Source organism: Rhizobium sp. PP-CC-3G-465, from assembly GCF_004343445.1.
Lineage (GTDB): Bacteria > Pseudomonadota > Alphaproteobacteria > Rhizobiales > Rhizobiaceae > Ferranicluibacter > Ferranicluibacter rubi.
In genome coordinates this window covers 1-24,406 of the sequence record NZ_SLYH01000010.1, presented here as the reverse complement: position 1 = coordinate 24,406, position 24,406 = coordinate 1, and the positions used below count along the sequence as shown (strand labels likewise).

Here is a 24,406-nt window from a genome sequence, read left to right as displayed (position 1 = left end):
GTGGTTTCCCTTCTGGACGGTCGTGATGTCAATAATTGTCGGATTGCGAAAAGGTCCGCGCCAGCTCGGCCTGCCCGGCCGTCAGCCCGCAATCCACCGCGAGGCAGACGCCGGTGATGGCGCGCGCCTGCTCGCCGGCGAGGAAGAAGACGGCATTGGCCACATCCTCCGCCGTCGCGATGCGGCGGAGCGCGTACCAGCGCTTCACATCCTCGAACACCTGGGGGTTGGCACTCGCGCGCACCTCCCAAGCCTGCGTGCGAACCGTGCCCGGCGCAACAGCATTGGCGCGGATGCCGAACTTTCCGTATTCGACAGCAATCGACTGCGTCAGATGGATCAACCCCGCCTTGGCAGCGCTGTAGGCGGGGTGGCCGAACACGGCGAGGCCGTTGACGGAGGTAATGTTGACGACGGAGCCCTGCGCTTCCTTCAGCGCGGCTTCCAGCGCGCGGAACACCAGGAACGGTGCTTCCAGATTGAGCGCCGCATCGGCCCGCCAGATGGCACCGTCCGTATCGTGCAGGCTGACGGCGCGCGCGGCACCGGCATTGTTGACCAGCGTGCGCACGAGGCCGAGGCCGGCGGTGGCCTCCGCCATCGATCGAATGCTCGCCTCGTCGGTCACGTCGCAGACGATGGTCGCGAAGCGATCGGAGGGCCCAAGCGCGCCGGCAGCCGCGTCGAGCGCTGTCGCGTCGATATCGACCAGCGCGACCACATCATGGCTTTCGGACAGGCGAGCGGCGATCGCACGGCCGATATCGCCGGCAGCGCCCGTCACGACGGCAACCGAGCGGCTCATCGGCAACCCCTTCTCGAACGGGCAGAGGTGCACGGCATGGTCAGTCTCCGAGGATCTGGCGGTCGTCACCATCGCGGTGTTCGACCAACTGTTGCTTGATATGGCGCAGCGTCACTGTGGAAAGCTTGCGGTTGCGGTAAGCGACGAGGCTGGCGATCACATCGACGACGGCGAGGAAGGCGAAGCGCGTGGATGTGGGGCGGAAGATGTTGGCCCCCTCCGGCAGGTCGATGCCGACAACCAGTTCAGCCGCTCGCGCCACCGGGCTATCCGATTGGGTGAGCGCGATGGTGGTGATGCCATTTTCGCGGGCGAGCGTGAAGCAGCGCGCGAGGTCCTGATTGCGGCCCGAGAAGGACGAGCCGACGATCACGTCATTGGTGCGGGCGGCGGCCGTCAGCATCAGCTGCATGTTGTGATCGTTGCTGGCCGTCACCCGGGAGCCCAGGCGAAACAGCCGGTTCTGCATCTCGGTCGCGATCATCGAGGAATTGCCGCCGGAGCCGAACGTATAGACCATCTCGGCGCGGGAAATGCGGTCGGCCACCTTGTCCAGCAGCCCGGGATCGAGCGCCCGGTGCATGATGAACAGCGCGTTCTGCGCCTTGGTGATCACATCCTCGGCCACATCCGCCGGCTCGGTGCTTTTCGCCTCCGGGTTGAGATAGCGCACGCCGATGAAAGCGGTCTTTGCAAGGTTCACCTTGAAGTCGGAAAAGCTCTGGCAGCCGACATTGCGGCAGAAGCGGGTGACGGTCGGCGGAGATACCTCCGCACGTTCGGCAAGCTCGATGATGGAGGCGTTGACCGCGAACTCGAAGTCGCCGAGGAGAATATCGGCAATCCGCTGCTCGGACGGCGAAAACTGTGCCCGACCTTCCTGGATCGTCGTGAAGATATCCATCCCGCCTCCCCCTGAAGCCCTTTAACGCGGACCTCTGCCGCGTTCCTTACACCGGCGCCTTGTAGGCGATGCAGTCGATCTCGACCTTGCAATCCACCATCATGGACGCCTGAACGCAGGCGCGGGCTGGCGGATGCTCGCCGAAAGTTGCCTGGTAGATCTTGTTAAAGGTCCAGAAGTCACGCGGATCGTCCAGCCAGACGCCGCAACGCACGACATGCTCGACGCCGTAACCGGCCTCTTCCAGAATGGCGAGCACATTGGCGATGGTCTTGTGCGTCTGCTCGACGATGCCGCCGGCAATGATCTCGCCGTCTTCCATGGCCACCTGGCCGGACACATGCAGCCAGCCGGCTGCCTCCACGGCGCGGGCGAAAGGCAACCTCTGGCCACCGGCACCGGCTTTCTCAGTGCCATATCGCTTGATGGTCATCGCGGCCCTCGTGCAAATTATTTTCGTCAATGATTGACAATGGACCATAGAAAACCGAACTTGGCCAGAGTTTTTGAGCTTCCATGAAAATAATTTAGATTGAAGGCTATTCCATGCGTGATCCCCATGCCAATCCCTTTCCGGCGAGCGACGAGGCGCGCCATTCCATCTGGGAGATGCTGGTCCCCCGCGACATCGACGCCTTTCTCGCTGCGGACTGGTCGATGGTCTCGGGCGATTTCGTCGAGGACGGCTTTCTCGCCATCAGCGGCAATCACAAGCCGAACCCCGACGACTGGAACCTGGCCTTCCCGTCGCTCGCCGCCTACCGCGACGAATGGCTGAAGCAGGCTCGCGACTTTCAGGGCCAGACCTATGGTGAAGACCCACGCCAGGCGATCTTTGCAACGACGACGCTCGAAGAGATCGAGGTGAAGGGCGAAACGGCTCTTGCCCGCAAGAAATTCCAGGGCGGCATCCGCAAGACCGATGGCAGCCTCGACGTCATGCAGTGGCAGACGCTCTATACCTGCCGCCTGCATGAGGGCCGCTGGAAGATCTGCGGTTTCACCGGTTACCTGCCGAACCCGGCTGCCTGAGCGACACCCGATCGGGCGGTGCGCAGATCCGCGCTTTGCCCTGCCAACCTGCGGAGGGCCTAGCCCGTTGCGTCTCTTTACCGCCGCCCTCGCCACGGAAACCAACACCTTCGCGCCGATCTGCATCGACCGCCGCGCCTTCGAGGAGTCCCTGTACGCCCCTCCGGGCCAGCATCCGGAAACCCCGACGCTTTGCACCGCTCCCATCACCGTGGGACGGAAGGTCTGCGCGGAAAAAGGCTGGACGCTGATCGAGGGCACGGCCGCCTGGGCGGACCCCGCCGGCCTCATCAACCGGCAGGCCTATGAGAGCCTGCGCGACGAGATCCTCGACCAATTGCGGGCCGCAATGCCCGTCGATGGCGTGGTCATGGGGCTTCACGGCGCGATGGTGGCCGACGGTTATCTCGATCCGGAAGGCGATCTCCTGACACGCATCCGCGAGATCGTCGGCCCGGATATTCTCGTCTGCGCCGAAATCGATCCCCACAGCCACCTCACTGCAAAGCGCGTGGCGGCCGTCGATTTCTTTGTCGTCTTCAAGGAATTCCCCCACACCGACTTCGTCGATCGCGCCGAGGACCTCTGGCGGATCGCCGTGGACACGCTGGAAGGGCGCGTGACGCCGGTCATGTCCGTGTTCGACTGCCGGATGATCGACGTCTTCCCGACCTCGCGGGAGCCGATGCGCTCTTTCGTGGACCGGCTGATGCGGATGGAGGCAGACGATCCCGACATCCTGTCCCTCTCCGTCATCCACGGCTTCATGGCCGGCGACGTGCCGGAGATGGGCACGAAAACCATCGCCATCACGAACGGACATCCCAATAAGGGCGAACGACTGGCCCGCGAACTCGGCCTCGAGCTGTTCTCCAAGCGCGGAACCTTCATGATGCCGCAGATCGACGAGGCGGAAGCGATCGACCGGGCGCTGGCCAACCCGCGCGGGCCCGTCGTCATCGCCGATATGTGGGACAATCCCGGCGGCGGCACGGCCGGGGATGCGACCGTCATCCTGGCGGCGCTTCTCGCGCGCGGAGCCCGCAATATCGCCGTCGGCATGATCTGGGATCCGATCGCCGTGCAGATCTGCCTCGCAGCTGGGGCTGGCGCCGAAATCCCGCTCCGCTTCGGCGCAAAATCCGCGCCCGGCACCGGCAGCCCCATCGACGGGCTCGTCACCGTCAAGCGCGTCGTCCGCAATGCCGAGATGCGCTTCGGCGAAAGCGTCGCGCCGTTCGGCGACGCCGCGCACATCCACCTCGATGGCATCGACATCATCCTGAGTTCTGTCCGCGTCCAGAGCTATGACCCGTCGCTCTTCACCGCGCTCGGCATCGAACCCACCGAGAAGCACGTGCTGGTGATCAAATCCACCAACCACTTCTATGCCGCCTTCTCGAAGATCGCCTCCGAGATCCTCTACTGCTCGGCCGGCTCGCCCTACCCGAACAACCCGGCAAAGACCCCCTATCGCCGAGCTTCGCGCGAGATCTGGCCGATCATCGAGGATCCGTATGGACGTGCCACGATAGCGTCGGATGCGGGATAGGACGGCGCTTGCGGATCGGAGAGCCCGTTGCGCAAACCTCGGGCAACCGGCAGAAGATGCAGCACCATCAAAAACGAGACCACCGGGAGAGACGCCGATGACCACCCCGCCCCGGCCGCAGGTCGGCCAGCCCATCCTGTCGCTGTCGACGCCACTGCCCCTCATCGACGAGGACCGGCTGGCGGCGAACATCGCCCGCGTGCAGACCTATCTCGACAGCCACGGCCTCGCCTTCCGGCCGCACATCAAGACCCACAAGATCCCCGCCATCGCCAAGGCGCAGGAAGCCGCCGGCGCGCGCGGCATCAATTGCCAGAAGATCACCGAGGCCGAGGTTTTCGCGGATGCCGGCTTGGACGATATCCTGATCACCTTCAACATTCTCGGGCCCGAAAAACTCGACCGGCTGCATGCCCTCAATGAGCGGATTGCAAGCCTCAAGGTCGTCGCCGACAGCACTGTCACGGTCGCCGGCCTCTCCGCCCGTTTTGCAGGCGCCAAGCCGCTGATCGTGCTGGTCGAATGCGACACCGGCGCCGGACGCTGCGGCGTGCAGGACCCGGCGGCAGCGGTGTTCCTGGCACAGGCGATCATAGCTGCCGACGGCCTTACCTTCGGCGGTCTGCTGACCTACCCCAAGGCCCATGACGAAGCGGCCGTGGAAGCCTTCTTCTCCAGCGCCATCGCCAGCCTGAAGGCTCTCGGCATCCCCTGCCCGATCGTCAGCCACGGGGGAACGCCGAGCCTGTTTTCCGCCCACCACGTGCCCTCGGCCACCGAGCATCGGGCAGGAACCTACGTCTACAACGACCGCGCCATGGCCCGCTCCGGCCACTGCGCCCTCGACGACTGCGCCATGCAGGTACTCACCACCGTCGTCGCCCGCCCGACGCCAGACCGCGCGGTCCTCGATGCCGGCTCCAAGGCGTTGACGTCGGATCTGCTCGGATTTTCGGATTACGGCGTGATTGTGGACTACCCGGATGCGGTCATCACCGGCCTGTCCGAAGAGCATGGCGTGGTGGACCTGTCACGGGTGACGGGCGCCCGACCCGAGATCGGCGACAAGGTGCTGATCGTGCCGAACCACACCTGCGTGGTGTCGAACCTGTTCGATGTCATGACGTTTCATCGGGACGGTGTGGTGACGCGGGTCGAGGATGTTGCGGCGCGGGGGCTTGTGTGGTGAGGGGTTAAGAAAGAAAAACCCTCTCTGGCCTACCGGCCATCTCCCCCACAAGGGGGGGGAAAATACGGGGTACCCCGCTCGTCCTTGCCGAAAACGCTGAACGAGTTGCACGGCCCTGAGGCGCGTCCATGTAGTTGAAGCGAGCGAGTGCCCCAAGTCTTCTCCCCCCTTGTGGGGGAGATGCCCGGCAGGGCAGAGAGGGTTTTTCTTCCTTTACACTCCCCAAAACACCCTCAAGCCGCCGTCATAGCCGCGGGTATTTCCAGATTCCGCCAGTCCACCGTCCGCTCCAGCGCCTCGCCATTGGCTTCGAACAGATGGCAATCCGCCGCCATGATGCCGGTGGAGACGGGTTGTTCCACGGCGAGCGGTGCGGAGCCGGGCAGAAGCACGCAATAGGGCGTGCCGTCCGACAGGCTGGAATAGCCGACCGTATTGATGCCCAGCCGCTCGATGACCGAGGGGATGATCGGGATGTTGAGGTCGCCGGGGGTCAGCATCGTGTGTTCGGGGCGAATGCCGAGTGTCAGGGTCTGGCCGACGAGATCGGCGCGGCTTGCGACCGGGATCGTGACCGTCTGGCCCTGATATTCGACCGTGACGCCGGCGGGGCCGACGGCCGTGCAGGTGACCGGCACGAAATTCATCTTCGGATTGCCGATGAAGCCGGCAACGAACAGGTTCTTCGGCTTGTGATAGAGCTCCAGCGGCGCACCGACCTGCGAGATATCGCCGGCATTCAGCACGACGATGCGGTCGGCCATGGTCATGGCTTCCACCTGGTCGTGCGTGACGTAGATCATCGTCGCCTTGAGTTCGCGGTGAAGCTTGGCAAGCTCGATGCGCATATCGGCGCGCAAGGCCGCGTCGAGGTTCGACAGGGGCTCGTCGAACAGGAAGATCTTGGGCTCGCGCACGATTGCGCGGCCGATGGCGACGCGCTGACGCTGGCCGCCCGAAAGCAGGCCCGGCTTTTGCTGCAGGCGCTGTTCGAGATGCAGGATGCGGGCAGCGTTCTCGACCTTGGCCTTGAGCTTGCTCTCCTCCATCTTTTCCACGCGCAGGGGGAAGGCGATGTTCTCGAACACGGTCATGTGCGGGTACAGCGCATAGGACTGGAAGACCATGGCGATGCCGCGCTTGACCGGCGCAAGGTCGTTCACGCGCACGCCGTCGATGATGATATCGCCGCTCGTGGTGGAATCGAGGCCGGCGATCATGCGCAGCAGCGTGGACTTGCCACAGCCCGACGGGCCGACGAAGACGACGAACTCGCCGTTCATCACCTCGAGCTGCACGCCCTTGAGCACTTCGAAGTCGCCGTAGAACTTCTGCACCTTGTTGAGGAAGAGCTGTATCACATCGGTCTCCGGTCGCCGAAGCGGGCGGCGTTGGTCTGGACGAAAAAAGGGGTACGGGTCGGCACACAGAGGCCGGACCCGCTCCCGGGAAGGTGCTGTCGCAGCGACAAAGGCCGCCGCGACAGCAGGCAGGGACTGGCTTATTTGTACTCTTCGATCGTGGCCGAAGCCTTCTTCAGAGCATCTGCCGGTTCGGCCTTGCCGGTCACGACCGACTGTACCATTTCGATGATGGCATTCTGGAAGCCCTTGTAATCCTTGAACAGGGGCTCAGGACCACCGAAGGCGATACCGTCGATGAACGGCTTCCACGACGGGTCGGCCTTGACGAATTCGTCAACCTGCGCCGAAGGACGCAGCGGGGTGAGACCAGCACCGCCCTGCAATTCGTATTCGCCCTGCGGGCCCGGCGAGGTGATGAACTTGGCGAACTCGATCGCCTTTTCCTCGACGCCCGTACCCTTGAAGACGGCTAGGCTGTCGGTGATCAGCAACGTGCCTTCACCCTTGGCCGAGGGGCCGAGCGGCAGCGGCGCGACGCCCCACTTCATGTCGGTCTTCTTGAGAAGAGCCGCGGCACCGGAGGCCGACTGGATCATGCCGGCCTTGCCGTCGAGGAAGATGGCACGGATTTCGTTCTGCTCGTAGGCGGTCGCGCCTTCGACGGAATAGGGCGTGATGTCCTTGACGGCCTGCAGGGCTGCCAGGACTTCCGGGCTGTCCATGACGATCTTGTCGCCATCGATGACCTTGCCGTTATTGGTGTAAACCCAATGCATGAACTGGTGCATGGTGTTGTCGAAGGTCTTGGCCGGCAGGCCGTAACCGGCGATCCCGGTCTTTTCCTTGATCTGCTTGGCGAAGGCGATTTCTTCGGCCCAGGTCTTCGGCGGGGTTTCCGGGTCGAGGCCGGCCTTCGCGAAGAGGTCCTTGTTCCAGTAGAGCGCCTTGGTCGAGAAGGCGACCGGCACGCCCCACTGGTTGTCGTCGAAGGTCACGGTGTCGACGATGTTGGGGTAGTAGCTCTTCTTTTCCTCATCCGTCATCGGCACGGGAACGATCAGGTCGTTCTCGGCGAATTCCTTCAGCGTGCGCGAACCGACATAGGCCATGCCGACCGGGTTTCCGGCAGCCGCCAGCGTCGTTGCCTTGTCCTGGCACTGCTCCCAGCCGACCAGTTCGGGCTTCACGGTCCAGCCGGCGTTCTTGCCTTCCCATTCCTTGATGTACTTCTGATGGATCGGGTCGATCTTGTCGCCGCAATAGATCCAGCTGATTTCCTGGTCGGCAGCCTGTGCCGTCACAGCGGTGCCGAGCAGGCCGAGCGCGGTCGAGCCGAGCAACGACAGGGCCAGCAGCCCGGTTTTGAAGTGAAATGTCATGTTTTTATGCTCCCGTTTGTTCTCTGGTGGTTGGTCTTATTGTTTCACCGCGCCGGCGGTCAGGCCGCTGACGAGATAGCGTTGCAGGAAGAAGATGATGATCATGGCCGGGGCGATACCGACGAAACTCGCCGCCATGAGCTCGTTCCAGACGACTTCCTGACGTCCGAAATAGGCAAACAGTCCCACCGGGAGCGGCGCGTATTCGGACTTCGAATTGAAAGTGAGCGCATAGATGAACTGCTGCGCGTAGGAGCCGATGAAGGTGGTGATGGCCACCACCACGATGCCGGGCATGGCGATCGGCAGGATGACACGACGCAGCGTGTAGAAATGACTGGCGCCATCCACGAAGGCGGCTTCGTCCAGCTCCTTGGGGATACGCATCATGTAAGTGCGCAGCAGCCAGATGGCCGTGGGGATGAGGAAGGCGACGCCGGGCACGATCATCGCGAAGTAGGTGTTGAGCACGCCGAGCGAGCGCATCAGCCGGAAAAGCGGGATGAGCAGCACGGCACCGGAAAACATGTTGACCGCGAGGAAGGCCCCGAGGAGCTGGCCCGAGCCCTTGAACTCGAAGCGCGCAAAGGCATAGGCGGCGGGCACCACGAGGATCAGAACGGCGATGGTGACGACGCTGGAGATGAACAGCGAATTGAAGATGTAGCGCGCGAAGCCGGGAACGCTGACCCACATGGTCCGGTAGGCCTCGAACGAGCCGTTTTCCGGAATGAAACGGTATGGCGAGGAGAACAACTGGCTCAGCGGCTTCAGCGACACCAGAAAGCCTTCGACGAAGGGCGCCAGCAGGAAGGTGAGGAAGACGAAGATGCCTGCATAGATCCCGATGATCTCGTACCAGGCATAACGGTTGATCAGGACGGACGGCTCTTTCATCGCTTGTCTCCGGAAGAAAGGCGGCTGGTCATGCGGAAGTAGAAGACGCAGAAGATCGACAGGAAGATGCAGATCAGAACCGCCCGCGCAGCACCCTCCCCGTATTTGTTGGAGCCGATCGCTGTCCGGTAGGTGTCGATGATCATCGTCGTCGTCTCGCCGGTCGGCCCGCCGCGCGTGAGAATCCAGATGATGTCGAAGGAATTGAAGGTGGAGATCATGGAAATCATCGACATCGTGATCATCGACGGCACCAGCAGCGGCAGGGTGATGCGGCGGAAGCGGTAGAGCCGGCCGGCACCGTCCGTCCACGCGGCCTCGTAGAGATCCTGCGGGATCGATTGCATGGCGGCCAGCATGTAGAGCGTGACCATGGGAACGCCGATCCACACATCCGTAATGACCGTCGCCCAGAAGGCGGTGGAACCCTGCGCAAGGAAGGCGATCGGGCTGTCGGACAGGCCGAAGCGCTGAAGCAGACCCGAAATCATGCCGAATTGGCCGTTATACATCCAGCCCCACATGAAGATGCCGATGGCCATGGGCACGATCCAGGGCGGCATCGTCAGCACGCGGAAAAGCGCCCGGCCGGGCACGGCCGCATTCAGCATGGAAGCGCCGAACGTGCCGATGATCATCTTCAGCGACACCGAAAAGAACGTCCAGATGAAGGTCCGGATGATGACTTCGGCGAAGGTGGCGTTGAAGATCTTGCTGTAATTCGCCCAGCCCACCCAGTTCGTCGTCTTCTTCAGGGATGCATCCGTGAAGGAGAGGATGAACGTATCCACGAGCGGATAGGCGACGATGACGGTGACATAGAGAATAGCCGGCGCCATAAGGAGCCAGGCGAAGAGGACGGTGCTTCGTTTGGCTTCCATGACCTACCCCCTCAAGCAGACTTGGTCTGTGCGGCGGATGACGCAACGGCCGTGCCATGCAGGCAGGCATCGTACTCGGCCCAGACGGGCGCGAGATCGACGACCTTGCGGGCAAACCGGGCCTCATCCATCGCGAGCGCCAGAATGCCCGCCTCGATGGCGTTCAGCGCCGACACGGGCAGCGCCTGGCCTTCCGTAATGAACTTGAACACGTCTTCGGCCATCTGCTCGTCGGCACCATAATGATGCGACATCTCGGACGGCGCTTGATAGGTCTTGGCGACGACCTTCTCGTTGTTGCGCGCACTGTGCACATCGAGATAGCCGCGCACGAAATCGCCTTCCGCCATGCCCTTCGACCCGATGACGCAGAAGCGGCGGAACTGGTCCGGCACGTTCAGATTGGTGTGGAACGTCATGGCCGCACCGTTTTCATATTCGACGATCGCCGTCTGATAGTCGATCAGGTCGCCATCGCTGTCGAAAACCTTGTCGGAGCCTTCCCAGCCGCTCGGCTTGCGGTGGTAGACTTCCATGTCGTTGGCGCCTTCATTGCGCGGGTCGTTGGCGGGAATGAAGCTCTTGCGACCGCCGAAGGAGGACACGTAGCGCGGACGCGCACCGACCACGCCATTATAGAGGTCCAGGTCGTGGCAGCACTTTTCCAGCATGAAGCCGCCGGCATAGCGGCCGTAGCGGCGCCAGTCGCGCATGAAGAAGGCGCCGTGATAGGGCTCGATATGCTCGGACGCCTCGATCGACACGATCTCGCCGAGCCGTCCTTCGGCCTGCGCCTGCCGCAGGTCGCGGTAGAGCGGCGAATAGCGCAACACGAGGCCGACCAGCAGACGGTCATGCCCGTGACGATGGAGAAGACGCGCCAGTTCGAGGCTTTCCTCGATGGTGACGACGATCGGCTTTTCGGTGAAAACCGTCAGCCCGGCCTCGAGCCCGATGCGGATATGCTCGAGATGCATATGATTGGGAGAACCGACCATCAGGAGATCGAAGGTCTCCGAGGCGATCATCTCCTGCGGCGTCGCATAGGCCTTGCCAGCGGAAATGCCCGCTTCGTCAAGACCCGGCAGACCTGCCGGCGCCGGATCGACATGACCGACGATCTCAAACGTCGGATCCATGTCCCTGAAAATGCGGCCCAGATATCCCAGCCGAAACCCAAGCCCGATAATGGCGACCTTCATATCGGCCTGCTCCCCGTTTTTTCGTAATTTATTTTCGCAGCCTGTGTCAGATCAGCGATCTCGTCAACATAAATTCCGTCTTCGTGAACAATCGTGAAATTCATTTTCATGAACGATCGAACCGCACTGCGATACAGGACTGCAAACCGGCAATTCTTGTATCCTGCCACCACATCGATCGACCTTTTCCCGGGATCGTTCGACGGTATCGACAGGTCCGTATCGCGCCGGATTTCGTCCTCGAAATGGACAATACCAAAAACAGGCCAATCGTCCAGCCCTCCAGCAGGAGATTTTTAACGATTGTCTTAAGCCATTGAATTATTGATAAATATAAATGAATGCAACTTTTGGAAGAGTTGTTCTGCAATTTGGGAATTGGTTTTTTTTGGTATTGCCGTGACACCACCCGGATGAACCTGACGCCAAGGATGCACCGGACAAGCCGGAGCTTGCAGCTCGCCGGGCCGACCAACCGCCATGCGGCCTTGGGACGCAGTGCGCCAAGTCGATGACAAGGGCACTTTCGCTGTTCGTGAATTAGGAGTAAGTTGGATTCCGTTAACGTATACGTCAACGGGAGGAACCGATGGCACTATTTGACTATAAGGGAAGAGACGCGAGCGCAGAGGTATCGGAGGCCTTCAACCTCGCGCGCTATGGACAATTGCGAGCGTTCGGAGCCTTGGGAGAGCTCGCGACGACGGTAACGGGAACGAGCGGCAATTTCTCGCCACCGGCGGGCTGGCATGACCTGACAGCTGCGGATGTGAACCTGCCGGCGGATGACGTCGACAGTTTCGGCTTCTTCCATGGATCGACCTCGCTCAGCGCGCAGGTAAAGATCCTCGCCTATACCGGCGCCAGCGGAGCGATCGAACGCCTCGGCATCTCCTTTGCCGGAACCAGCGATATCGGCGACCTGCCCGATTATCTCACGCTGGCCAAGGGTCAGTATCTCGATCAGTTCGTCTACGTCCTCGAAGCCGCCGCGCGCTTCGCCTCGGCCCATGGACTGACCGGGGAGGATGTCGTCGTCACCGGCTACAGCCTTGGCGGCGGTGCGACCAACATCATGGCGGAGCGGTCACCCGCCGTCGCCGGCGGCTTCTATGAAAACGCGAATTACTTCGGGTTCGACTCGCCGAATATCTATGACAACAGCGAGAAGATCATGAATTTCGGCGGCGAGAACGATCTCGTCTACCGGGCGCTGGGTACATCGACCGACAGCATCATCGACGGCGTGACGGAAGCCCTTGTCCACAAGGACCGCGAGTTCGGCAGTTCGAACGACAACACCGTTCTCTTCAACGACTTCTACGCCAACCCCCTCTCGCCTTTCGGACCGACAAGCGTCTTCAACATCGTCGGCGGCTGGAATTCGCACGTCACCAACATCTTCTCGGACGCGTTCGCGACGATGGCCCGGTCGAGCTTCGCACCCATCATGGAGAAGGACAGCGCGATCGTCGTCTCGCAACTGAGCGATCTCCTGCGCCCCGTCACCTGGGTGGAGGACGTGGCACGCGACACCTCCAGCCATTTCGGAGCACCGGCCTTCATCCTCGGCTCCGATCAGGCCGACCTGCTGCGCGACGGCAAGGCCAGCGATTTTCTTGAAGGCTTTGCCGGAAACGATCGCTTCAGCCTGTCCACAGGCAACGACACGGTTGTCGGCGGCGACGGCACGGACACGGTACAGCTGGCCGGCGCCATCGGCAATTACGAAGCCATCCGCCTGTCGGACGGTACACTCGTGATGCATGCCCTGTCGGGGCAATACGGGCTGAAGGAAATGACCTCGGTCGAGCGGATCGAGTTCGGCTCAGTCATTCCGACGAGCTACACCGTCACGAAAACCAAGCTCGACACCCTGCTCTTGAGCGACAAGACCTATGTCGGCCATGTCGAAGGCACGGGCGGCGAAAACAACCTCGGTGGCACCGCGGGTGTCGACCGCATCTTCGGCCTTGCCGGCAACGACGTCATTCGCGGCGGCGCCGGCAACGATCTTCTGCACGGCGGCACCGGCAACGATCAACTCTTCGGCGATGCCGGGGATGACGAACTCTTCGGCGGCATCGGCAATGATGTGCTGTCCGGCGGTGCGGGCAATGACCGCCTGTCCGGCGGGGTTGGCAGCGATGTCTTCGACTTCTCGAAGATCGCCTCCGGCCGTGACGTCATCACCGACTTCAACAAGGGAGTGGAGGGGCACGATACGCTTCTCTTCAGCGCCTCGCTCTTCAAGACGGCCGATGCGGCACTCTCGCATTTCGTGCAGTCCGGCGCGGATGCGGTCCTCTCCTGGCTCGGCGGCAGCGTCGTCCTGGCGGATACGAAGATCGCGGATCTTCACCACGGCGATATTCTGATCGTCTGATCGGCGCTTCCGTTTGAAAAAGCAGGCGGCGGATCGTGTGCCCTATAAGGGGACGCACGATCCGCCGCCTGCCACCCGGCTTGTCAGGCCCACCCGCTTTTCGGTCGAGAGCGTCAGCAGGACGCTGCCGGATCAGAGAAGAGGAACCCGGATCAGACAGCGAATGCCGTCGTCGAGAAACTGCAGTTCGGTTTCCGCATTCAGCTGATACGGCAGCGCCCGCTCGATCAGCTCGCGGCCGTAGCCCTTGCGGCGGGGCGCGTCGTCCCTCGGCATGCTCACACCCTCTTCCCGCCATACCAGCCATACGGCCCGCTCTCCCGCATGGTCTTCGATCGTCCAGGAAATGCGCAGCACGCCGCTTTCCTGGCTGAGCGCGCCGTATTTGATGGCATTGGTCGCAAGCTCGTGCAGCGCGAGGCCGAGCGCCTGCACGCCCGGCATCGGCACCGTCACCGGCGGCCCTTCCACATGGACCGCCTCTATACGGGACGCGGCACCATGCGCCCGCAACTCGCCCTCGATCAGGTCCCGCAGCGAAATGGTCTCCGCCGCCCGCGCCACGATCCCCTGAACCCGGCTGAGCGCCCGCAACCGGCTCGAAAACTCGGCACCGAAACATTCCATCGAGGTACTGCTGCGCAACGTCTGGCTGGCGACCGACTGGACGACGGCAAGAAGATTGCGCGTGCGGTGCTGGAGTTCGGCCACCAGCACGTCCTGCCGATCCTTCATCGCGCGCAGCTCGTGAATGTCGGTCATGGTCCCGATCCAGTCGCCCGTCTGCTCGCCGAACGCCGTCAGCACCGGCAGCGCCCGCATCTGGTGCCAGCGATAGGCGCCATCGGCGGCGCGGCGAAGGCGGTGCTCGACATAGCACTCACCGGTATCGGCCGCCGCCTGCCAGGCCGAAAGCGTCAGGGCGCGATCCTCCGGATGCACCGCATTCAGCCAGCCGAGCCCGAGGCTCTGCGGTTGGTCGAGGCCGGAATAATCCACCCATTGCGGACTGCCCCACGTGCGCGACCCATCCGCCACGCAGCGGAAGACGAGCTGCGGAATAGTGGTGGCGAGCAACCGAAAACGCTCTTCATTCTCCGTCAGTCTTTGGCCGGCAAGATGCGATTCCGTCCGGTCGCGCAGGATCCTGACGAAACCCGACCGGTCGCTGAGCGGCATGGTGAGCCCGGATGCCCAGAAGCGGGTGCCATCCTTGCGCATCTGCCAACGCTCGTCCTCCGCCCGGCCATGGGCTGTGGCATCCGTGCGCTCCAGCGCCGGCACGCCGGCCGCCCGGTCTTCGGCGGTGAAGATGACGTCACCCGATTGCCCGAGGATATCGGCTTCCGTGAACCCCAGCACGCGCTCGGCACCCGTGTTCCAACTCGTCACGCGCCCTTCGGGGTCGAGCGAAAAGATCGCGAAATCGACGGCACTTTCGAAGACGACCCGCAGCAGGTCGTCGCTCTCAGGTGCAAGGAGCGGAGGTCGAGGCGCGTCATGAGAGGTCATGGCCTTTGTCCTCTGTCTATGGGCCGATCTACAACCGGCTCAGGAGTTGCAGCAGTTCGTCGGGATCGACCGGTTTCTGGAGAAACGGCGCCTCGCGGAAACGCTCTGGCAGGTCGCCCCGGTCATAGGCCGTCAGGAAGGCGAACGGCACATTTCGCAGGGACAGTGCATCCGCCACGGGATAGACCTCCGCGCCGCGCAGATGAATGTCGAGAACGGCGGCATCGATCTGCTGCGCCTCGTCCACCAGCTTCAGGGCACCTTCGAGGCTCGATACCGGCCCGATGACATCCGCCCCGGCCCGGCCCAGCACGTCCAGAATATCCGCCGCCACCAGATATTCGTCCTCCACGACGAGAAAGACCTTGTCGAAAATGTCGGCTTCCTCGCTCACCACCCGTTCCTCGTCATCCTGTCATGTCCTCCATATGTCGGTATCATCGGCCCAGCCTCGCAGGCGGGCACCTGGCCTTCGGTCAAGATCCCGAACCCGTATTGCGCTGTTCGGTTCCGCGGGAGATCGCGATAGAACCAATCGCCTCTCCGGCGCAAGATCCGGCCGTCCGGTATCCCAAGTGTTTGCGGCGCAAAGGCGACAGGCAGCAAAGTCGTTTCCGCGCATCTGCGCATTCATGGCGAGAGCCGATAGGTCCATGCGGTTTTCATGGCCTAATCCTACCCCCTTGGGGACCCTACCTGCTTCGTGCCGCGCCTTCCTCCCATCCATCCGGTGCGGCATTATCGACAGGAGGTTCTCTTGAAGACCATAGCCGCCGCCATCGCCCTTTCGGCCCTTGCCACCACGGGGGTCGAAGCCGAGGAAACCCGGCGAACCCGTGTCGCGCCCGCAGCCGTCTACGATGTCGCGCCAGGGCTCGGCCATTTTACCGATGACGTGCTGTTCGGCGACGTCTGGCTTCGCCCGCAGCTTGCCGCCCGCGATCGCAGCCTCATCACCGTCGCCGCGCTGGTTGCCACCGGCAAATCGGCGCAGATCGGCAGCCATGTCGGCCGCGCGCTCGACAACGGCGTCGAGCCGCGCGAGATCGGCGAACTCATCACCCATCTCGCTTTCTACACAGGCTGGCCGAATGCGATGTCCGCCGTCACCGAAGCAAAGACCGTATTCGAGGCGCGCAACATCGCCCCCGTAAGCGACAGCGACGCCGCGCGCATCGTGCTCGATGCCAAGGCCGAGGCCGCACGAAGCCGGACGGTGAACACCACGGTCGCGCCAACGGCGCCTGCCCTTGCCGAACTGACGAACAAGGTCCTCTTCGGCGATCTGTGGACGCGACCGGACCTCAGCCCTCGTGACCGCAGCCTCGTCACCATGGCCGCGCTCGTCGCCATCGGCCAGCCCGAACAGTTGCCATTTCACGCCAACCGGGCCATGGACAACGGGTTTACGGAGACGGAAGCTGCGGAGGTTCTCACCCATCTCGGTTTCTACGCCGGTTGGCCCCGGGCCATGTCGGCCGTTCCCGTCCTGGAGCGCGTGCTCGCCACCCGTCACGAAAAGAAAGCCGAAGCCATGCCCGAAGAAACCCAGATCGAAAAAACCGATATCACTCTGACCCGTGCCGGCACGGCCGCCGCTGGCGGTCCCGAAGCCTATTTCACCGGCAAGGTTGAGATCTCGACCCCATACAAGGGCGATGCCCCGGCGCGCATCAGCGGCGCCACCGTCTCCTTCCCCGCCGGTGCCCGCACCGCGTGGCACACCCATCCGCTCGGACAGACGCTCTACATCGTTTCCGGCAAGGGCTGGGTGCAGAAGGAAGGGGCCCCGCGCGAAGCCTTCGGTCCTGGAGACGTCGTCTGGATCCCGCCGCTGGTCAAGCACTGGCACGGCGCAGCCGCCGACACGCCGATGGTCCACTTCGCCGTCGCCGAAGCCCTCGACGGCAGCGCCGTGACGTGGCTCGACAAGGTGACCGATGCGGAATACGGCGGCGAAGCTGCGATTGACTAAAAGATGCTTAGCGTCGCGGGTTCGAAAGAACGCGATCCCGCGAGCCTGGAATCCCTTGATCGACACTCCCGAAGGCCGGTGCCCCCGCACATCGAGGCACCGGCCTTATCCCCATGCGAAAGTCCAACGCCTCTCGGGCGCCGTATGCTACACCGGACCCATCCTCATCCTCACATCCGGCGCCGCATGTTTCATCTCATCTTCGGACTACCCTGGCTGGTCGTCCTCGTTCGTTTCATCCAGCCACTCCCTTGGCTCTGGTCGGTCAAGGCACTGCTGGCGATCGTCCTGCTGCTTGCCTCCCAATACCATTTCTTCAGCCGCCTCTCCTCGGGCTCCGTTTTCTCGCCGGAGTTCCCGCGCTGGCTGGTGATCGGCTTCAACCTGCTCTTCGGCGCCATCGCCCTGCTGGCGGTCCTGCAGATCGCGCTCGATCTGGTGTCGCTGCTGCTCGCCCTCATCAAGGGCCGGCTCATAACGGTTCCCCCGGGCATTCGCTATGCCATGGGCGCAACGGCACTGGCTGCGGCAGCCATCGGCGTCTCCCAGGCCATCCGCGTTCCCCCGCTGAAATCGATCGAGATCGCCATCCCCAACCTGCCGCCATCCTTCGACGGGTACCGGATGCTGCAGCTGACCGACATGCATATCAGCCGGTTGTTCCCGCAAGCCTGGGCGGAGGCCGTCGTCGAGAAATCCAATGCACTCGCGCCCGACGTGATCGTCATCACCGGCGATCTGATCGACGGCAGCCTCAAGGATCGCCGGGCCGATGTCGCACCACTTGCTAAGCTGAAGGCCCGCGACGGCGTGATCGCCATTCCCGGCAACCATGAATATTTCTTCGATTATGCCGAATGGATGGCGCATTTCGCCTCGCTCGGCATGAGGCTGCTCGAAAACCAGCACACCACCGTAACGCGGGACAATGCCTCGATCACCATCGCCGGCGTCACCGACCTTTCCGCGAGGGCCCACAACCTGCCCGGCCCCGATCTTGCAAAGGCCCTAGAGGGCGCGCCGTCAGACGCGCCCATCATTCTTCTCGACCACCAGCCCCGCGAGGCGGCACGCGCCGCCGCAGCCGGCGTCGCCTTGCAGCTCTCGGGCCACACCCATGGCGGCCTGATCCTGGGTCTTGACCGTCTCTTCGCGCGACCGAACAACGGCTTCGTCTCCGGCCTCTACACGGTCGGCGGGCTGCAACTCTACGTCAACAACGGGACCGGCCTCTGGCCCGGCTTCGCACTGCGCCTCGGCCGCCCCTCCGAGCTCACGGTCATCACCTTCCGGCGGAAGTCCTAGCGCCTGGACTTTGCCGAGGATAAATGAAAACCGGTTATCCCGAAAAGACAGATGAAATCAAATGGTTATAGAGACTGTCAGGTTCAGCATGAACCTGACAGTCTCTAGAGCAATTCCAGCAAAAGTGCGCAGCGGTTTTACGTCCGGAATGGCGTTGAAATCCTCTATCTCCCTCAGCCTCGCGCCCGAAGCGCGGCGGTCAGCGGCAACCGCGTGGCAACGAAGGCCGGGATGAGGCCGCCGAGTGCACCGATCGAAAGGCCGAGCAGGCCGGCCACGACCGCAACATCGGATGTAACGGACAGCTGGAAGGACAGCCGCGCATTGTTGGCCCCGATCGTGCTCGCCTGCCAGCCATTGAACCCGAGCCAGGAGACGACGAGACCCAAGGCGACGCCGACCGCGGCAAGGCACATGGCCTCGACCCAGGTTCCGACGAAGGCGGCAAACCGTTGGAAGCCCAGCGCCCGGACCGTGGCGATTTCGATCGTCCTGTCGGAAACGGAACTCATCATCGTGTTCAGCGCACCGGCCGTCGCGCCGATGGCCATCAGCAGCGCCAGCGGCCAGGCAAACAGCCGGATGAGCCGCGCCGTGCGACCGGATTGCGCCGCATAAAGATCCGCCTCCGTCATCGCCACGAGAGGCACGGTGCCGAGCGTCGAAAGCCGGGCCCGCAAGCGTGTCAGGCCAGCCGGATCCATCAGCCGGAGGCGCAGACTCTGCACCGTATTCTGCCGGTCGAAGCCGGCACGCACCGCATCGAGATCGGCCCAAACCTCGGATTCGAACGCGCTGCCATGGGCCGAAAACCGCCCGACGACCATCCAGTCGACAGCGCCGAGGCGAACGCTTTGGCCGACCGTGAGGCCGAGCGTCCTGGCAAGCTGGTCACCCACCACGATCTCCCGCGCACCCGGTGTGAAAAGGCGGCCCTCCGACACGGCGATCTGATCGCGCATCGACGCCCCCGCAGCCTCCATGCCGCGGATCGCGACCGTGCGAACCGCATCATCGCCGGCCATATCGACATCAACGGCGACGATCACCTCGCGCGACGAGACAAGCCGCCCCGCACTATTGCGCACCGCGCCGATATCGTCCGTCGTTGCGTCCAACGAGCGGATAACGTCCGGGGGAATATCCGAGCCGTTTTCCTGCTGCGCGCCACCACCGAGAATGACCGCGACCATCGGCGAGCCCGCCCCGGCAAGGGCGCTTTCGAAACCCTTGGCCAAAGCGAGAAAGCCCGCAAGCACACAGACGACCAGGGCAATGGACAAGGCCATCGACAGGGAGATGGCGAGGCGGCGTGGCAGGCTGAGAAGATTGACCCGGACCATGATGCCGGTCTGTCGTACAAGCGTGGACATGGAGATCACCGTGTTCTGAATGCGTTGATGACGGGAATGCGCAGGGCCGCGATGGCGGGAAGCGCGCCGGTCGCAAGGCTGAGGCCGATCATGATCGCCGCGCCCTTGACGAGGACCGCAGGCGAAAACACGAGCCCAAGTTCCGGGCCGGCAAGCTGCGCCGCAAGCCACGCCAGAAGCAGCCCGATCCCGCCGCCGAGCAGAAAGACGAACGACGTCTCCACCAGGATGAGGGTGACGATATGGACGCTTGAGAAACCCAGTGTCTTCAGGACGCCGATCTCGAAGGTGCGTTCCCGAATGGCGAAGATCATCGTGTTGACCACGATCATCAGGAGCGTGACGAAGGCCGCACCCACGACGAGGTTCACGATGAGGCCGACATCGGCGTATTGCCGCAGGAAGGCTTCGAGGAACTGCTTTTCCGACTGCGTACGCGTGGGGCTGGCGGAATTGGCAAACCGCGCATCGATACGGGCGGCAAGCACGGCCGAAGACACCTGCGCCGAGGGCCGGACGACGAAGGCATCGACAGTGTCCCGTCCCCGAGCACGCGCGGCGTTCACATAATCATAGCGCGCGATCATGAAATAGGTGTCGGTGGAGGCCGTCTCACCCTCGAAAATGCCAGCGATCTCGAATCGCCAGTCACGGCCGCCATCCTGTTTGGCGACGTCGAACGCCGTGACCGTGACCCGCTGCCCGACCGTCCACCCTTGAGCATCCGCCAGTGCCCGCCCGACGAGCACCCGGTCGCGCGCCATATCCATGGCCGAGAGAAGTGCCGGCGTCAGCCCCAGGCCTTTGCCATTGACGTCCATCAGCCGCGCCATGTCGGCCGCACTCACCGCAACGACATTCTTCTCGACGTCGACAAAACCGCGCAAGCGCGTCACATAGGCAACCCCGGCAATATCGGGGATGGCGGCAAGAGGTGAAAGAGCGGCCATCGGCAGCGCCTGCGTCCGCCCCCCGGCACTCGTTACGCCGAGGATATCCTCGCTCGCCGCCGAGGTACCCTGCGCCCCGGCGAGAAAACTCGTCGTCAGACCATAGATCAGGAACGCGGTGGCGATGCAGACCATGAGAAGCACGGCGCGCAGCGGTTTGCGCAAAGCGTTTCGTCTTGCAAGATTAAGGAAGGTCATTCCGCAGCCCTCGCCTCTTCGACGAAAACGCCCTTGTCCAGATGCAGCGTGCGCTTCGCACAACGCGCCGCCTGCGGGTCATGCGTCACCATGAGAATCGTTTTGCCCAGCACCTGATTGAGCGTCTGCAACATCTCCAGAATATCATCGGCAGAGGCGCGGTCGAGATCACCGGTCGGTTCATCGCAGAGCAGCAAGCCGGGATCGGCAACGATGGCGCGGGCAATGCCGACGCGCTGCTGCTGCCCGCCCGACATCATGCCGGGATATTGCCGCTCGCGTCCGGCAAGCCCGACGAGATCGAGCACGCGCTCCACCCGAACACGCCGCTCGCGGGCCGACAGGGGCTTCAGCAAAAGCGGAAGCTCGACATTCTCGGCGGCATTCAGCATCGGCAGAAGGTTATAGAACTGGAAGACGATGCCCATATGATGCGCCCGCCAGGACCCGCGCGCCGCCTCGCCCATCTGATCGAGGCTATGCGTGCCGATGCGCACGCGCCCGGCATCGGGCCGGTCGATCCCCGCCAGCATGTTGAGAAGTGTCGATTTGCCCGAGCCCGAAGGCCCCATGACGGCCACGAAGTCACCCTTGGGAATGGCGAGATCGAGGCCGGAGAAGATCGGAAGCGTCTGCCCGGCGACGCGATAAGCTTTGCTGACGCTCTCGAGTTGGATGTAGATGTCCTGTGCTTCGGTCATTGCGCGATGTCTCCTGCCGGGGTGATGGGAATGCGAATGCGCGCCGCCATGTTGGGCCGCAGGCCTTTCGGCGGGTCGATGAGATCGAGGCGAAGCGTCACCGTGCCCTTCTCGACCGAGGCCACCGGCGCAAGACGCCGGATCGCGACCCGAAAGGGCTGATCCGGGAAAGCGTCCAGCACCGCCTCGCCGACAAGCCCCGGCTTCAGCGTTGCGATATTCGCCTCCGCCACATCCGCATCGATCGCCAGGCGGTCCATGTCGGTCAGCGTCAGCAGGCTCTGGTCTTCGCGAACGCTGTCGGCACGGGCTAGAACCGTATCCCCGACATGCACGGAGAGGCCCGTCACCGCTCCGGCAAACGGCGCGGAGACCCTTTGCTCATCGAGGCGATCCTGTGCCATCCGGAGCAATATGTCCGCACTCTCGACGGATTGCCGCGCTTGCGCTGCTGCGTTCTCGGCCTGTTGCTGCCGAACACGGGCCAGATCAAGCACTTGTCTCGAAACCGCATCGCTGACGAACAGACGCTCCATGCGGTCACGTTCCGTCTCGGATTGGACAAGGTCGATGCGCCGGGCGACCTCCTGCAGGTCCGCCGCGGTCTTTGCAGCCTGCGCCTGTTCAAGCCCGAATCGGGCATCGCGATCCTCCAGCACGACGAGCGCCTGCCCGCGCGCCACGAGATCTCCGGCCTCGACCGCAACCCTGACCACCCGGCCCTCATATTTGGAAAAGACGCGTGTGCCCTGCTCCGGAATGACGAAGCCGGACCCGGTGATCTCCCGTGCAGGAGAGGAGACGATCGGTGAGGAAACGTGATTCTCAGCCACGCCCGGAGAGGGTTCCGCTGGTCGACTATCTTCACCTAGCGGTTGAACCGCTGTGGCTTCCATCCAAGGCAGTGTCCACCCGGAGGCCAAAATAACCCCGCCACCGAGACCGGCCGCGATCATCAGGAGACCAGGAGCGAGAATGAACCGACGCGAGCGCTTTCGCGGCGGAAGATGAGCAGGTTCGAGCTCGAGAGAAAGCGAACCGAGTGTCTCGGCAAGCGAGAGCGTGTGTTTGGTGGGACGTTCGATATGTTGGTTCATACCGCCAGTCTCGACCTCTGCCGGCCTTTGCGAGACCGGAAACAGGATCGAGACCGTGCTAGATCGCGATCGAGGACGCCCGTTCCCGCCATTGCAGCGGCGTCATCTCTGTTACGCGCTTGAACTCACGGTTGAAATTCGACTTCGTCTGGAAGCCGACATCGAACATGATTTCGGTCACCGACCGCTCGGTTTCAGCAAGCAGCTGGCACGCCTCGGCGATGCGCTGCTCGTTGACATATTGCGAGACGTTCTTGCCCGTCGCCCGGTTGATCGCGACGGAGATCTGCCGCGCCGGAATACCGGCTTTGCGCGCCAGCCGATCGAGATTGAGATCGACGTCGCGATACACACGCCTCGCCCGCATCAACGCATCGATCGCCGCCATCGTCCCGGCATCCTCAGCAACATCAACCTGCGGAGGCGGACTGACGACCACGACCGGCTCCGACGGGGAGCCCGTGGAGGCCGCAGCAACCGACAGAATCGTAAGCAGGAAGAGATTGCTGATCGCAATCACCGGCCGCGCATATTCGCCGTGCGTCCAGATAAGATCGAGGAAGACGAACGTATCGACAGCTGCGGACAGGAGAAGAGAGAAAGCCGTAAACAAAATGGCCCTATAGGCCGGCGCCGCGCCCTCGAACGGCGCCAACCGCAAGGCATCCGCACCCGGCCGCATGAGCAGCAGAATGGCAAGCGCGTACCCGACGAACTCGCCGACGAGAAGGACGTCGATCAGATCCCGCGATGCGAGGAGGAAGAGAACGACAGTCAAAGCAGGAATGGCATGAAGTCCAAACTGCCACGTCTTGAAACGCCTGCTTCCCCGCACGAGTTGGACGACGCCGGCATAAGCCAAAGGCGGCACGATCGCGGCCCCCACAGGCGCCAGAAACATCATCGTGCGAATATCATATCCCCAACGCAAACCCGACAAAACCGATTGCCAGATGCTCAGAATGATCAACGCCAGCAGAGGAAAGTTTTGCGATGATCCCCCGTCACGTCGAAGCACGACGGTGAGAAGAATGAGCAACAGGAGGGCAACGACAAAGGGAAGCGGGATGAAGGGCATGGGGAGAGGCGGATTTCGAGCTGCGGATGAAGACACAGCATCATGGCCGATTTCCACGCTCACCGCGACCTCGATCATGTTCGAGGTCGGACGCTCGGAGCGGATCGGGCCAAGTTCATCCGTCGCGTCTGCGTCTCCGGAAACCGACGGAGAACACAAGCCACGTCCGCCGGGCAAATGGCTTGGGCCGTCCGTGGTGGAACTCCATTATGAGCCTGCAGTGTTTCCAAGATGTGCCTGACGGGACGCGCTTCAATGGTGTTGGATGGAAAGTAGCTCCCGCTTCGGGTTACGCCCGGAAAGAAAGATTTTCAGCATGCATGATCCCCCTCCCCTGCCAGATTTTTAGCGGCAAGCCTCTACGACGGAGAGGTGTCATCGGAGACGAGAGGCGTGGATGCGCCAGGTTATCATCTCTCGCCCTACCGGCTCAGCTTGATAGAAACTTCCAGCTCACCAAACGCACAAAACCCCCGCACGCGAGAGCGCCGGGGGGTTTTGTGCGTTTGTGACCGTGTCATTTGCAATCGTTTGGTTGCGGGGGCAGGATTTGAACCTGCGGCCTTCAGGTTATGAGCCTGACGAGCTACCGGGCTGCTCCACCCCGCGGAAGGGATTGTGACTGA

The 24,406-nt window shown here is 62.9% G+C and carries 21 protein-coding genes and 1 tRNA gene; 6 read left to right on the top strand and 16 right to left on the bottom strand.

Features of this window, described 5'->3' with window-relative positions:
- Positions 1-28 precede the first annotated feature (28 nt).
- Genes C8J33_RS22410 through C8J33_RS22400 form a run of 3 tightly spaced genes read right to left on the bottom strand, consistent with a single transcriptional unit; the run spans position 29 to position 2,142 of the window.
- A complete protein-coding gene (locus C8J33_RS22410; RefSeq protein WP_132447898.1) occupies positions 29-805 on the bottom strand; it encodes an SDR family oxidoreductase in 777 nt (258 codons plus the stop codon).
- Positions 806-845: 40 nt separating this feature from the next.
- Entirely contained in the window at positions 846-1,709 is an 864-nt protein-coding gene (locus tag C8J33_RS22405; protein ID WP_132665399.1) for a MurR/RpiR family transcriptional regulator, read from the bottom strand.
- A 46-nt stretch (positions 1,710-1,755) separates the two neighbouring features.
- Positions 1,756-2,142, bottom strand: coding sequence for a RidA family protein (locus tag C8J33_RS22400; RefSeq protein WP_132665398.1), 387 nt, complete (start codon positions 2,140-2,142; stop codon positions 1,756-1,758).
- 113 nt (positions 2,143-2,255) lie between these two features.
- Between C8J33_RS22400 and C8J33_RS22395 the strand changes: the two genes are divergently transcribed.
- The 3 genes from C8J33_RS22395 (at position 2,256) to C8J33_RS22385 (ending at position 5,482) form a co-directional block, all read left to right on the top strand.
- Positions 2,256-2,741 (top strand): hypothetical protein, encoded by a 486-nt coding sequence (locus tag C8J33_RS22395; RefSeq protein WP_132665397.1) that lies wholly within the window; start codon positions 2,256-2,258, stop codon positions 2,739-2,741.
- Between the two features lie 67 nt (positions 2,742-2,808).
- Positions 2,809-4,293, top strand: coding sequence for a M81 family metallopeptidase (locus C8J33_RS22390; RefSeq protein WP_132665396.1), 1,485 nt, complete (start codon positions 2,809-2,811; stop codon positions 4,291-4,293).
- Positions 4,294-4,390: 97 nt separating this feature from the next.
- Entirely contained in the window at positions 4,391-5,482 is a 1,092-nt protein-coding gene (locus C8J33_RS22385; RefSeq protein WP_132665395.1) for a D-TA family PLP-dependent enzyme, read from the top strand.
- 233 nt (positions 5,483-5,715) lie between these two features.
- Here C8J33_RS22385 and C8J33_RS22380 read toward each other — a convergent pair whose 3' ends face one another.
- From C8J33_RS22380 to C8J33_RS22360, 5 genes are all read right to left on the bottom strand, one after another.
- On the bottom strand, positions 5,716-6,843 hold the full coding sequence (locus C8J33_RS22380) for an ABC transporter ATP-binding protein (RefSeq protein ID WP_132447903.1): 1,128 nt from the start codon (positions 6,841-6,843) through the stop codon (positions 5,716-5,718).
- Positions 6,844-6,983: 140 nt separating this feature from the next.
- On the bottom strand, positions 6,984-8,225 hold the full coding sequence (locus C8J33_RS22375) for an extracellular solute-binding protein (RefSeq protein ID WP_110801950.1): 1,242 nt from the start codon (positions 8,223-8,225) through the stop codon (positions 6,984-6,986).
- A 36-nt stretch (positions 8,226-8,261) separates the two neighbouring features.
- The gene (locus tag C8J33_RS22370; protein WP_110730547.1) at positions 8,262-9,122 is read right to left on the bottom strand and encodes a carbohydrate ABC transporter permease; all 861 of its coding nucleotides are present in this window, start codon (positions 9,120-9,122) and stop codon (positions 8,262-8,264) included.
- Complete coding sequence (locus C8J33_RS22365) at positions 9,119-10,003, bottom strand: carbohydrate ABC transporter permease (protein ID WP_110801951.1); 885 nt, start codon at positions 10,001-10,003, stop codon at positions 9,119-9,121. The genes C8J33_RS22370 and C8J33_RS22365 overlap by 4 nt, the downstream gene beginning before the upstream one ends.
- An 11-nt stretch (positions 10,004-10,014) precedes the next feature.
- Positions 10,015-11,205: a Gfo/Idh/MocA family protein gene (locus C8J33_RS22360; protein WP_132665394.1), complete on the bottom strand. Its 1,191-nt coding sequence runs from the start codon at positions 11,203-11,205 to the stop codon at positions 10,015-10,017.
- Positions 11,206-11,794: 589 nt separating this feature from the next.
- Between C8J33_RS22360 and C8J33_RS22355 the strand changes: the two genes are divergently transcribed.
- Positions 11,795-13,591 carry a calcium-binding protein gene (locus C8J33_RS22355; protein WP_132665393.1) on the top strand — a complete coding sequence of 599 codons (1,797 nt, stop codon included), beginning with the start codon at positions 11,795-11,797 and terminating at the stop codon, positions 13,589-13,591.
- A gap of 132 nt (positions 13,592-13,723) precedes the next feature.
- On the opposite strand, the gene C8J33_RS22350 is transcribed toward C8J33_RS22355, so the two are convergent.
- Positions 13,724-15,103: a sensor histidine kinase gene (locus tag C8J33_RS22350; RefSeq protein WP_132665392.1), complete on the bottom strand. Its 1,380-nt coding sequence runs from the start codon at positions 15,101-15,103 to the stop codon at positions 13,724-13,726.
- Positions 15,104-15,131: 28 nt separating this feature from the next.
- Positions 15,132-15,497 (bottom strand): response regulator, encoded by a 366-nt coding sequence (locus tag C8J33_RS22345; RefSeq protein ID WP_245419472.1) that lies wholly within the window; start codon positions 15,495-15,497, stop codon positions 15,132-15,134.
- 363 nt (positions 15,498-15,860) lie between these two features.
- On the opposite strand from C8J33_RS22345, the gene C8J33_RS22340 reads away from it, so the two are divergent.
- Entirely contained in the window at positions 15,861-17,078 is a 1,218-nt protein-coding gene (locus C8J33_RS22340) for a (R)-mandelonitrile lyase (protein ID WP_132665391.1), read from the top strand.
- Between the two features lie 186 nt (positions 17,079-17,264).
- Positions 17,265-18,383: a metallophosphoesterase gene (locus C8J33_RS22335; protein ID WP_132665390.1), complete on the top strand. Its 1,119-nt coding sequence runs from the start codon at positions 17,265-17,267 to the stop codon at positions 18,381-18,383.
- A 173-nt stretch (positions 18,384-18,556) separates the two neighbouring features.
- Here C8J33_RS22335 and C8J33_RS22330 read toward each other — a convergent pair whose 3' ends face one another.
- The 6 genes from C8J33_RS22330 to C8J33_RS22305 all read right to left on the bottom strand — a co-directional run bounded on the left by C8J33_RS22330 (position 18,557) and on the right by C8J33_RS22305 (position 24,389).
- The gene (locus C8J33_RS22330; RefSeq protein WP_132665389.1) at positions 18,557-19,756 is read right to left on the bottom strand and encodes an ABC transporter permease; all 1,200 of its coding nucleotides are present in this window, start codon (positions 19,754-19,756) and stop codon (positions 18,557-18,559) included.
- A gap of 5 nt (positions 19,757-19,761) precedes the next feature.
- Positions 19,762-20,904 (bottom strand): ABC transporter permease, encoded by a 1,143-nt coding sequence (locus tag C8J33_RS22325; protein WP_132665388.1) that lies wholly within the window; start codon positions 20,902-20,904, stop codon positions 19,762-19,764.
- The gene (locus tag C8J33_RS22320; RefSeq protein ID WP_132665387.1) at positions 20,901-21,605 is read right to left on the bottom strand and encodes an ABC transporter ATP-binding protein; all 705 of its coding nucleotides are present in this window, start codon (positions 21,603-21,605) and stop codon (positions 20,901-20,903) included. Before C8J33_RS22320 ends, C8J33_RS22325 begins: the two co-directional genes overlap by 4 nt.
- Positions 21,602-22,438: an efflux RND transporter periplasmic adaptor subunit gene (locus C8J33_RS22315; protein ID WP_245507250.1), complete on the bottom strand. Its 837-nt coding sequence runs from the start codon at positions 22,436-22,438 to the stop codon at positions 21,602-21,604. The genes C8J33_RS22320 and C8J33_RS22315 overlap by 4 nt, the downstream gene beginning before the upstream one ends.
- 322 nt (positions 22,439-22,760) lie before the next feature.
- Complete coding sequence (locus tag C8J33_RS22310; protein ID WP_245507252.1) at positions 22,761-23,780, bottom strand: helix-turn-helix domain-containing protein; 1,020 nt, start codon at positions 23,778-23,780, stop codon at positions 22,761-22,763.
- A 532-nt stretch (positions 23,781-24,312) separates the two neighbouring features.
- Positions 24,313-24,389, bottom strand: a tRNA-Met gene (locus tag C8J33_RS22305).
- Between the last annotated feature and the right edge of the window lie 17 nt (positions 24,390-24,406).